Annotated in this window: 8 protein-coding genes; 7 read left to right on the top strand and 1 reads right to left on the bottom strand. The window is 61.0% G+C overall.

Annotated elements, in window-relative coordinates; translation table 11 throughout:
• The first annotated feature begins 186 nt into the window (after positions 1 to 186).
• The 4 genes from AB5202_RS09555 (at position 187) to AB5202_RS09540 (ending at position 6,035) form a co-directional block, all read left to right on the top strand.
• On the top strand, positions 187 to 693 hold the full coding sequence (locus tag AB5202_RS09555) for a MarR family winged helix-turn-helix transcriptional regulator (RefSeq protein ID WP_368144559.1): 507 nt from the start codon (positions 187 to 189) through the stop codon (positions 691 to 693).
• On the top strand, positions 686 to 2,500 hold the full coding sequence (locus AB5202_RS09550) for an ABC transporter ATP-binding protein (protein ID WP_368144557.1): 1,815 nt from the start codon (positions 686 to 688) through the stop codon (positions 2,498 to 2,500). Before AB5202_RS09555 ends, AB5202_RS09550 begins: the two co-directional genes overlap by 8 nt.
• Positions 2,493 to 4,412 carry an ABC transporter ATP-binding protein gene (locus AB5202_RS09545; RefSeq protein ID WP_368144556.1) on the top strand — a complete coding sequence of 640 codons (1,920 nt, stop codon included), beginning with the start codon at positions 2,493 to 2,495 and terminating at the stop codon, positions 4,410 to 4,412. The genes AB5202_RS09550 and AB5202_RS09545 overlap by 8 nt, the downstream gene beginning before the upstream one ends.
• 531 nt (positions 4,413 to 4,943) lie before the next feature.
• Complete coding sequence (locus AB5202_RS09540; RefSeq protein ID WP_271748139.1) at positions 4,944 to 6,035, top strand: GGDEF domain-containing protein; 1,092 nt, start codon at positions 4,944 to 4,946, stop codon at positions 6,033 to 6,035.
• 43 nt (positions 6,036 to 6,078) lie between these two features.
• On the opposite strand, the gene AB5202_RS09535 is transcribed toward AB5202_RS09540, so the two are convergent.
• Entirely contained in the window at positions 6,079 to 6,957 is an 879-nt protein-coding gene (locus AB5202_RS09535; RefSeq protein WP_271748140.1) for a LysR family transcriptional regulator, read from the bottom strand.
• Positions 6,958 to 7,190: 233 nt separating this feature from the next.
• Between AB5202_RS09535 and AB5202_RS09530 the strand changes: the two genes are divergently transcribed.
• The 3 genes from AB5202_RS09530 (at position 7,191) to AB5202_RS09520 (ending at position 10,505) form a co-directional block, all read left to right on the top strand.
• The gene (locus AB5202_RS09530; RefSeq protein WP_368144554.1) at positions 7,191 to 8,072 is read left to right on the top strand and encodes an SDR family NAD(P)-dependent oxidoreductase; all 882 of its coding nucleotides are present in this window, start codon (positions 7,191 to 7,193) and stop codon (positions 8,070 to 8,072) included.
• Positions 8,073 to 8,138: 66 nt separating this feature from the next.
• Positions 8,139 to 9,395, top strand: coding sequence for an MFS transporter (locus tag AB5202_RS09525; RefSeq protein ID WP_117646283.1), 1,257 nt, complete (start codon positions 8,139 to 8,141; stop codon positions 9,393 to 9,395).
• A 69-nt stretch (positions 9,396 to 9,464) separates the two neighbouring features.
• Positions 9,465 to 10,505 (top strand): Gfo/Idh/MocA family oxidoreductase, encoded by a 1,041-nt coding sequence (locus AB5202_RS09520; protein WP_368144553.1) that lies wholly within the window; start codon positions 9,465 to 9,467, stop codon positions 10,503 to 10,505.
• Positions 10,506 to 10,718 lie beyond the last annotated feature (213 nt).

Below are 10,718 nucleotides of genomic sequence, written 5' to 3'. Positions count from 1 at the left end.
CCATATCGTTGGGGCCAGGCCCGATTTTGCCTCTTGACAATGTCCTGCTCATATTAAAAGGAACGTCCCTAAGTGCCACTCGAACATAATAAGTTTGGTACCTTGACATTCATTTCTCATGCTCCTAGATTGGTTAGGCACAAAACAATTCCACTACCTAACTAAAGAAAGGAGCAACACTAATTCATGTGCGATGAACCTCTTAACCTTTGTTCGCACGAGCCCGACGGCGACCCGTCACAGCCGGCGGATGCACCCGAAGCGGTTAGCTCAGAAGACAAGCTTGCCAAGCGCATCCTCAATGGCCTGGGCTTTTGCGGCCATTACATGCATTTTCATGGCGGAGGCGTGTCCGGCAAGGCGCCCATCATCTGCCTGCTGGCCAAGCAACCCGGCGGCGAGATGTCGCAGCAGGAACTCGGCATGCACTTTGACCTCAAGCCGGGGTCGCTTTCCGAGATCCTGTCCAAGCTCGAGCTCAACGGCCTCATCGAGCGCAGCCGTAACCCCAAGGATCGACGGCAGCTCACCATTCGCCTGACCGAAACCGGCCGGGAAAACGCCCGCATCGACCAGGCAGCCCGCATTCGCTTTAGAGAACAGGCCTTTAGCGCGCTCACCCACGACGAGCGCGAGCAGCTCGCCGAAATGCTCGAGAAAATCCGTGTAACCTGGGAGGAACTGGATGATTAAAACCCTCATGGGCAGCATCCGCGACTATATGAAAGTCACTGTTACCACGCCATTGCTCGTGCTTGGCGAGGTGCTCTGCGAGATGCTGATTCCATTTATCACCGCCAACCTGATCGACGCCATCAAAGACGGCGCCACCGTAGCCGAAATGCTTCCCACCGCGGGCTTTTTGGTGCTCATCGCGCTGACGTCGCTTGCTTTTGGCGCCGCTGCCGGCGTCACCTGCAGCCATGCGAGTTGCGGCTTCGCTAAGAACCTGCGTCACGACCTGTTCTACAAGATCCAGACGTTCAGCTTTGCCAACATCGATGAGTTCTCGAGCTCCTCGCTCGTCACGCGCCTGACCACCGATATCAACAACGTGCAGCAGGCCTTTATGATGATCATCCGTATCGCCGTGCGCGCGCCGCTGGTATTGATCTTCGCCTTTACCATGGCATTTATCATGGGCGGCAGCGTCGCCATGGTCTACCTGGTCATCATTCCGCTGCTGGGCTTTGGGCTGTTCTTTATCATCTTTAAGGTGCGTCCCATCTTCTCGCGCGTGTTCCACAAGTACGACGCCCTTAACGAGTCCGTCGAGGAAAACGTCACCGGCATGCGCGTGGTCAAGAGCTACGTGCGCGAAGACTTTGAGAAGGAGAAGTTCGCGACCGCCGCACGCGACGTCCAAATGGACTTCACCCGCGCCGAGAAGCTGCTGGCCTTTAACAACCCCATGATGAACATCTGCGTCAACGGCGCGTTCGTCGTCATCATCTACCTGGGCTCCAAGCTCATCATCACGAGCCAGGGCACCCTGTTCGACGTGGGCCAGCTCTCCTCGATCTTTACCTATGGCTTCCAGATCCTTATGAGCCTGATGCAGCTGTCGATGATCTTTGTCATGGTGACCATGGCCGACGAATCGGCGCACCGCATCACCGAGGTGCTAGCCGCCGAGCCCACGATCGCCGATCCCGCCGAGCCCGTGCTCGAGGTTGCCGACGGTTCCATCGACTTTGACCACGTGAGCTTTAAGTATTCCGCGCATGCGAAGCGCCAGGCGCTCGACGATATCGACCTGCACATTAAGAGCGGCGAGACCATCGGCATCATCGGCGGCACCGGCTCGGCCAAGTCCACGCTCGTAAACCTCATCGCCCGCCTGTACGACGCCACCGAGGGTACCGTGCGCGTGGGCGGCGTGGATGTACGCGACTACGACTTGGACGCCCTGCGCCACCAGGTGGCCATGGTGCTGCAGAAAAACGTGCTGTTTAGCGGCACGATTGCCGAGAACCTGCGTTGGGGCGACCCGAACGCCACCGACGAAGAGGTCCGCGAGGCCGCGCATCTGGCCTGCGCCGACGAGTTTGTCGACGGCTTCCCCAAGGGCTATGACACCTGGATCGAACAGGGCGGCTCCAATGTTTCCGGCGGTCAGAAGCAGCGCCTGTGCATTGCGCGTGCCCTGCTGCGTCGCCCCAAGATCTTGATCCTGGACGACTCCACGAGCGCCGTCGACACCAAGACCGACGCCAAGATTCGCGCAGGGCTGGCAAGCTATCTGCCCAACACGACCAAGCTCATCATCGCCCAGCGCATTAGCTCCGTGCAGGACGCAGACCGCATCATCGTCATGGAGGGCGGCCGCATCGCGCAGATCGGTAACCACGACGAGCTGCTCAAGACGAGCGAGATCTACCGCGAGACCTTTACCTCGCAGAACAAGATGTCTGCCGAGGGCGAAGAGGCCGTCGAGGCCGACACCGAGGCATCCGTAACGCAAGCTCAGACCCAGGAAGGAGGCGAGGCACATGAGTAAGGCAACGACCGCCGAGCGCGCGCTCAACCGCAAGGGCGGCACCATGTCGCGCCTCATCAAGACGCTCTTTGGCTTTTACCCCGTGCTTTTGCCCCTCGTCGTCGCCGGCGTGGTGCTCTGCGCCATCATCAACTCCATCGGCGCGACCTTCCTTCAGAGCGCCCTGCAGATTATTAGCGAATCGTGGCAGTCGGGCGATTGGGGAGCCGCGCAGCCCAAGATCGCACAGCTCGTGACCACCCTCGCCTGCATCTACGGCATCGGCATCCTGTCCTCGCTCTTCTGGAACCGCGCCATGGCCATCGTCACGCAGGGCTCGCTGGAGAAGCTGCGCGAGAAGATGTTCAACCGCATGCAGGACCTGCCGATCCGCTACTTCGACACGCACCAGCGCGGCGACATCATGAGCCACTACACCAACGACATCGACACGCTGCGCCAGATGATCAGCCAGTCGCTGCCCAACCTGCTCATGACGACCATCGTCATCGTCACGGTGTTCTTTATCATGCTGTACTACAGCGTTTGGATGTGCCTGGTCATTGTGGCAGGCGTCGCCTTTATGACCTTTATGACCAAGCTGCTCGGCTCCAACTCCGCGCGCTTCTTTATTGCGCAGCAGACCGAGCTCGGCGTTGTCGAGGGCCATATCGAGGAAGTCATGAACGGCCAGAAGGTCGTCAAGGCATTCTGCCACGAGTCTGCCGCCGAGGCCGATTTTGACGAGCGCAACGAAAAGCTCTTCGAGGTCTCGCAGAAGGCCAACATGTACGCCAACATCCTCATGCCCATCCTTATGAACCTGGGCAACCTGCTCTATGTGCTGGTCGCACTGGCCGGCGGCATTTTCCTGGCGCTGGGCGTGCCTAACCTGAGCATCTCGGGCATGGCGTTGTCCATCGCCGTCGTGGTGCCGTTCCTCAACATGACCAAGCAGTTCTGCGGACAGATCGGCCAGATCTCGCAGCAGATCAACGCCGTGGTCATGGGCCTCGCCGGCGCCGACCGTATCTTTGAGCTCATCGACGAGGAGCCCGAAGCCGACGAAGGCTATGTGACGCTCGTCAACGCTCAGGTGAACCCCGATACCTGGCAGCTCGAGGAGGCCGACCACCACACCGGCATGTGGGCGTGGAAACATCCGCACCGCGCAACCGGCGAGATTGAGTACGTGCCGCTGCGCGGCGACCTGGTCATGGACAACGTCGACTTTGGCTACACGCCCGACCACGAGGTGCTGCACGGCGTGTCCGTGTTTGCCAAGCCGGGCCAGAAGGTCGCGTTTGTCGGCGCCACCGGTGCCGGTAAGACGACCATCACCAACCTCATCAACCGCTTCTATGACATCGCCGACGGCAAGATTCGCTACGACGGCATCAACGTCAACAAGATCCGCAAGGCCGATCTGCGCCGCTCGCTGGGCGTCGTGCTGCAGGACGTGAACCTGTTCACCGGCACCGTGATGGATAACATCCGCTACGGCAACCTGGATGCGACCGACGAGGAGTGCATCGCGGCGGCAAAGCTCGCGGGCGCGGACGACTTTATCACCCGCCTGCCCGACGGCTACGACACGATGCTCACCGGCAACGGCGCGCAGCTGTCGCAGGGCCAGCGCCAGCTGATTTCGATCGCACGCGCCGCCGTCGCCGATCCGCCGGCAATGATTCTGGACGAGGCCACATCGAGCATCGACACCCGCACCGAGGCTATCGTGCAAGCGGGTATGGACAAGCTCATGGAGGGCCGCACGACGTTTGTCATCGCACACCGCCTGTCCACCGTGCGCAACTCCGACGCGATCATCTGTCTGGACCACGGCCGCATTATCGAGCGCGGTAACCACGACGAGCTGATCGCCAAGCGCGGATACTACTATCAGCTCTATACCGGAGCGTTTGAGCTGGAGTAGTTCGGCTCGCCGAGATGGCCGATTTGCCGCTCATTCGTCGGGCACGACCCTAATCAATGCCCTCCTCTTTCGCGGTAAATCGACTCATCTCAGCGACCCAAACACAATGCGCCGCAACGAATAAAGCCTCCGCAGCTACACGAACTGCGGAGGCTTTTTTCATGCCGGCCGGAAACCGTATCCCACTTTTCGGGCCAAAAATGGGATGCCGTTTCCCGCTGGGCCCCCTCCGGGAAACGGCATCCCATTTCAAGGGCATAAACCGGGATGTGGTTTCCCCTAACGGCACCTTTGGGAAGCCGCATCCCACTCTGTACGCACAAAACGGGATGAGCTTTCCCATGGTGATCCAAGACCAGAAGCATGTCCGATAGCGCGGCCAGGTCAAGAACAACAAGGCAAGCGTCACGCCAATTTGGACGAGCGTCTGCTGCAGTTTAAGGCTGCTGGCCCATATGGTAGAGTTAACCACCCATGAATTTCAGCACACTGCGTGCTACCTGTTCTTTTGTCATTTAGGGAAGTGAACTTGTGAATACTTCTGTCGCCAAGAAGGCCAGCCAGGCGGTGCGCCTGCTCATGATGGTGCTCACGGCAGTTCTCATCTTCTTCTTCATCAATGTCATGCTGCTCGTCTCCGATATCCAGGGCACGGCGCGTGTGGTCAACTACGCCGGCCTGGTGCGCGGCACCACGCAGCGAATCGTTAAGCTCGAGGACGCGGGCCAGCCTCAAGATGACCTGCTCAAAGCCGTGGATTCATACATCAACGGTTTGCGTTACGGAAGTGACGACCTCAACCTCGTCCGTCTCGACGACGATGAGTATCAGGCAAAAATGACCGAGCTTGCAAATTATTTTGATGAGCTTTGCACCGAGATTGCCCGTGTGCGTGAAGTCGGCTACGAGAACACCGATATCATCGCGATGAGCGAGGAGTTCTTTGGTATTTGTGACGATGCTACACGACTCGCGGAGGACTACTCTCAGGAGAAGGCGTCGGCGCTCAACTATCTCGAGGGCCTGGTGATCATCGACATCATGGGCTTGGTGGCGACCTTTGCGGTCGAACTTGTTCGCGCGGTGCGAACTGCCGCGCTCAATCGCGAACTGCAGAACAAAGTCTATCTCGACGAAGCCACAGGACTGCCCAACAAGAACAAGTGCGAGGAGGTCTTGGGGCAGGAGCAGCCTGTCTCCGCGGAGGCGCCCGTTGCGGTGTGCGTCTTCGACCTTAACAATCTGCATACGGTCAATAACAACTTCGGTCATGAGAAGGGCGATGAATACATTCGCTCTTTTGCCCAACAACTGGGAAGTGTGGCATCCGAGACGTGCTTTGTGGGCCGCGACGGCGGCGATGAGTTTATCGCGGTGCTGCGGGATTCCGATCGGGCTGCCGTGGAGTCCTGTCTCGCTCGGGTCCGTGCGAACGTGAACGAGTATTCCGAGGCTCACCCCGACATGCCCATCAGCTATGCGGTGGGCTTCGCGCTTTCCAGTGATTTTGATGAACCGCCTACGATGCGCGAGCTCTTTTCCCAGGCCGACAAAAACATGTACATCGACAAGAACCGCGTAAAGACAGCCGAGGCAGCCGGGCCGCAACGCGAGGACCGCTAAACCCGTAGCAAAGGGTAGCTAATTTGGGACGGGACTCTTTTGGCTACTTGAGGAGTTGGGCCATGGCGTTGACGAATTTTTGGACTTGGAGGGTGGGCTCGAGCGGGTAGTGCAGAAAGACCGGCACCTCTCGCCCGCACAGGAACGGCACGCCCACAAAGGCCGGGTGCACCCCCGACCATGCGCCGCAGGTGAGCACCGCGTCGCCCTTTTCCTCTGCCTCGTTAAAGAGCGCAAAGTCAAAGCTGTCCACGTCGATCACGTCAACGCCGCCGTCGGCCAGAAGGTCGATGCGCAGGCTGTCCATTGCGTCGTTGCCGTGACGGAGCACGCGCAGGCGCATGCCCTCCAGGTCGGCAACCGTAATGCGTGTCTTGCGCGCCAGCGGGCTCGTGCGTGGCACGTCGATATAAAACGGCACGTTAACGATGCGGAGCTTTTGGCAGACGTCACCCCAGCGCGGGGTCGAAAAACTCGACTGCACCACATCCACCTCGCGACCGAGGCTGCGCATGACGGATTCGCGCTCGTCATAGAGGTCGCTCACCGGCACGATCTCGAAGCGCAACGATGGCTCCAGCTCGTGTACGCCCGTCCACATCGACAGCGTCTGGCGCCCCGGACACATCATCGACACGCCCAGACGCACGGCCCCGCCATCGCCCGCCGCGCGTCGGGCACGGCGCAGCGCGTCCTCGGACTGCCGCATGATCGAACGTGCATCGTCCACCAGCAGAGCACCTGCCGGCGTCACCTTAACACCAGAATGCGAGCGCTCGAACAACGTGATGCCAAACTCGGCCTCGAAGCCCGACACCTGCTTGACGAGCGCCGGGGTCGACACGCGCAATTTTGCCGCCGCACGCGAGAAGCTTCCCAGCTCCGCGGCGGCCGATATGGCCTCGAGTCGTCGATCGTACACGTCAATCTCCCGTTTTCGCGCCCATGGCCACATGGTGCCACAGGGGGTTGTTTTCGCAGGTCACACACTCAATCAAGGACACATCGTCTTGCGAGCTATAAACCTACGGTTAACGCCATTCTAACAAATATGCAATTCACCTGCGCAAATGCAAAGCATACGATAACCAGCGAAAACCACGTGGGTCGGTTAATGGGAGCGACCCACCGGGAGGCACAAGAAGGGAAGTTCCTATGAGCAATTGGCTTAAGCTCGAGGGCGATGTCTGCGCCGTGACTGGCGCGCTCGGCGGTATGGGCGTCGAGATCTGCCGCGAGTTCGCCCGCAACGGCGCCAACGTCGTCCTGCTCGACCTGGACGAGGAGAAGGTCAAGGCTGCTGCCGCCGACCTCGCTGCCGAGTTTGGCATCCACGCCGAGGGTTACAAGATGAACGCCACCGACGAGGCCGAGGTTCAGGCCGCCGTCGACGCCACCATCGCCGACTTCGGTCGCGTCGACGTCCTCGTCAACACCGCCGGTATCCTGCGCTTCGCCGCCATGGAAGACCTGCCGCTGAGTGACTGGGAGCAGGTGCTCAACGTCAACCTCACCGGTTACTTCATCACCTCGCAGCGCTTTGGTCGCGAGATGATCAAGGCCGGCCAGGGTCGCCTGGTGCACATCTCGACCGTTGCCAGCCACTCCCCCGAGACGTTCTCGGGCGTGTACAGCTCCACCAAGGCGGGCGTCAACATGATGTCCAAGATGCTGGCTGCCGAATGGGGCCCCTACGGCGTCCGCTCCAACTGCGTCGAGCCTTGCTTCGTTAAGACCCCGATGTCGGCCAACTTCTACGCCGACCCCGAGGTCGAAAAGAGCCGCAGCCGCCTGATCGCCACGCGCCGCATCGGCGAGCTCAGCGATATCGCCAACGCCGTCATGTTCCTGGCGTCCAAGCGCTCGGACTTTACCACCGGCGACGCCATCAAGGTCGACGGCGGCTTCTCCAACATGATGGGCGACCTCACCGCCAAGCCCGGCGGCCGTCGCGCCTATGCCGACAACTACCTTAAGAACAAGGGTGTCGAGCTCTGGTCCGATGAGTCCGGCGTCGCCAAGCCGACTGACCAGTAAACCAACCCGACAGGGAGGACTCGCAGACACGCCTGTTCCTCCCCCGTATCGATTAGAAAGAGTCCAATGGCTTCCACCAACTCCAACAAGGGTCGCGCCGTCGTGCTTTCCGCCGCGTGCGTCACCATGTTCTTCATCAGCTCCATCGCGCTGTATTCCGTCGTGAGCAAGAACCTGCTCGCCGTCTACCCCGAGTGGTCCAGCGCTCTTACCTGGGCCTTCCCGGTCTTTCAGACCATCATGGCCGTGACGGGCATCTTCGCCGGCCGCATCTCCGATAAGATCGGCCCGCGCAACGTCGTGATCGCCGCCGCCGTGTGCTACGGCCTGGGCTGGTTCATGTCCGGTACCGTCACCGAGCCGTGGCAGTTCTACCTGTGGTTCTCGCTCGTCGCCGCCATCGGCAACGGCCTGGGCTACAACCCGGCGCTCACCACCGGCCAAAAGTGGTTCATCGACAAGAAGGGTCTCGCCTCCGGCATCACCCTGGCCGCTTCGACCGCCGGCCCCGCCGTGCTGTCCCCGGTGCTCGCCTCGCTGCTCATCCCGAGCCTGGGCATCTTTGGCGCCCTTAAGGCGCTCGGCGTCATCTTCTTTGTGACGATCGCCGCCTCCGCCCTGTTCCTGAAGGCCCCCGAGGCCGGTTGGCTGCCCGAGGGCTTCGAGGCCCCCAAGGGCGGCGCGCATGCTGGCACCTTCGGCGACCTCACCCCGGGCGAGATGGTCAAGACCCCGCGCTTCTGGGTCCTCATCGTCACCTTCGCCTTTGCCGCCACCGCGGGCACCCTGCTCGTGGGCAAGGTTGCCTCCATCGCCGCCGTTCAGCTCTTCGCCGACCCCACGAGCGCCGCGGCCGTCGCCCTCGGCGGTGTGGTGGTCTCCGTCAACACCTGCGCCAACCTGGTCGGCCGTCTGTCCTTTGGCCAGATCATCGACAAGCTCGGCGCCTATAAGTCGCTGCTCATCAGCCTTGTCGTGACCATCGTCGCCCTCGTCATCATGTCGATGAGCTTTACGCAGAGCATGTTCTTTGTGGCGCTCGCCCTGCTCGGCTTTAGCTTTGGCGCCCTGCTCGTCATCTACCCGCCGCTCACCGGTGGCGCCTTTGGCACCAGCAACATCGGCGTCAACTACGGCATCATGTTTTTGGGTTATGCCGCTTCCACCTGGATCAGCCAGCCCATCACCGCCGTGCTGTATCACGCCGAGGCCGGCAGCGCCGCCTACCAGCAGTCCTTCTACGGCGCCATTGTGATCGCCGCCATCGCCGTCGTGCTCACCGTCTACATGATGGTCTCCGACAGCAAGAAGAAGTCCGCCTAGTTTTACCGATGCGACAAAGGGACAGCCCCTTTGTCGCATCCCACCGGTCACCAGTATTAAGGAGTCGAAATGTCTGAGCTCAACCCCGTCCGCATTGCCGTTATCGGCGCCGGCGCCATGGGCCGCAACCACATCCGCTTTGTCACCGAGGAACCCGAGGCCGAACTCGTCGCCATCGCCGACGCCTTTGAGGGCGCTCGCGCCACGGCCGAGGCCGCCGGCGTGCCGTTTTACACCGATCCCGCCCAGATGATGGACGAGGTCAAACCCGAGGCCGTCATTATCGCCACCCCCAACGACTTGCACCTGGGCGTTGCCCGCGAGGCTGTGAAGCGCAATATCGTGCCGTTGATCGAAAAGCCGATCTCCAACGATCTCGAGGATGCCCAGGCCTTCGCCGCCGAGGCCGAGACCGCCGGCGTGCCCGTGCTCGTAGGTCAGCACCGTCGCCACAACCCCTTCGTCAACAAGGCCAAGGAGATCATCGAGTCCGGCGAGCTGGGCAAGCTCACCGTGTCGAGCTTCCACTACATGATCTATAAGAATGACGAGTACTTCGATGTCGAGTGGCGCCGCAAGAAGGGTGCCGGACCGATCTTGGTCAACCTGGTTCACGACGTGGACCTGCTCCGCTACCTGCTGGGCGAGCCCGTCGCCGTCCAGGGCATGCAGTCCAGCGCCGCCCGCGGTTTTGAGACCGAGGACTCCGCCGTGGTCAACGTCCGTTTTGCCGATGGCGCGCTTGCGAGCATGACCATCTCCGACGCCACCGCCAGCCCCTGGAACTGGGAGGCCACCGCTCGCGAGGATCCGCAGTACCGCCCCTTCGACGCCGACGCCTACTTTATCGGCGGAACCTTGGGTGCCCTTTCGCTGCCCCGCCTGCATCAGTTCTCCTACGACGGCGCCTCCAACTGGCACAAGCCGCTGCAGATGGAGATTCCGGCCGTCGACCCGGCGCTGCCGCACAAGATGCAGCTCAAGCACTTTGTGAAGGTCGTCCGCCGCGAAGTTGAGCCCGTCGTAACCCCCGCCGATAACGTCAAGACGCTCACGCTTCTCAACGCCATCAAGGAGGCCGCCGAGACCGGCCAGCTCGTCGAGCTGTAATGCCTTGAGAGCGGCCGCGGCAGAAACCCCATGCCGAGTCCCTCGGTCCGCCACAAATAAGCCCCTCTTCTTTGCCCCGCGAGCAGCCTCCTGCCCGCGGGGCATTTTGCTACTTCGCTGACGATTTTTCTGAGGCGGGGGGTGTTCCTATAGTTTTGTCAACTGGGAAATGCTCTCCGTGCGACCGAATCGCGGCATGCTGACGCCAAGCCA

It is taken from the genome of Collinsella aerofaciens (genome assembly GCF_040915545.1).
GTDB classification, from domain to species: Bacteria; Actinomycetota; Coriobacteriia; order Coriobacteriales; family Coriobacteriaceae; genus Collinsella; species Collinsella aerofaciens_BE.
Note: the sequence above shows the minus strand (reverse complement) of the source record. Positions and strands in the feature narration are given on the sequence as shown.

Coding starts and splice junctions, on each gene's coding strand:
- AB5202_RS09530 (WP_368144554.1), top strand. CDS start 7,191: ATGAGCAATTGGCTTAAGCTCGAGGGCGATGTCTGCGCCGTGACTGGC.
- AB5202_RS09525 (WP_117646283.1), top strand. CDS start 8,139: ATGGCTTCCACCAACTCCAACAAGGGTCGCGCCGTCGTGCTTTCCGCC.
- AB5202_RS09550 (WP_368144557.1), top strand. CDS start 686: ATGATTAAAACCCTCATGGGCAGCATCCGCGACTATATGAAAGTCACT.
- AB5202_RS09555 (WP_368144559.1), top strand. CDS start 187: ATGTGCGATGAACCTCTTAACCTTTGTTCGCACGAGCCCGACGGCGAC.
- AB5202_RS09520 (WP_368144553.1), top strand. CDS start 9,465: ATGTCTGAGCTCAACCCCGTCCGCATTGCCGTTATCGGCGCCGGCGCC.
- AB5202_RS09545 (WP_368144556.1), top strand. CDS start 2,493: ATGAGTAAGGCAACGACCGCCGAGCGCGCGCTCAACCGCAAGGGCGGC.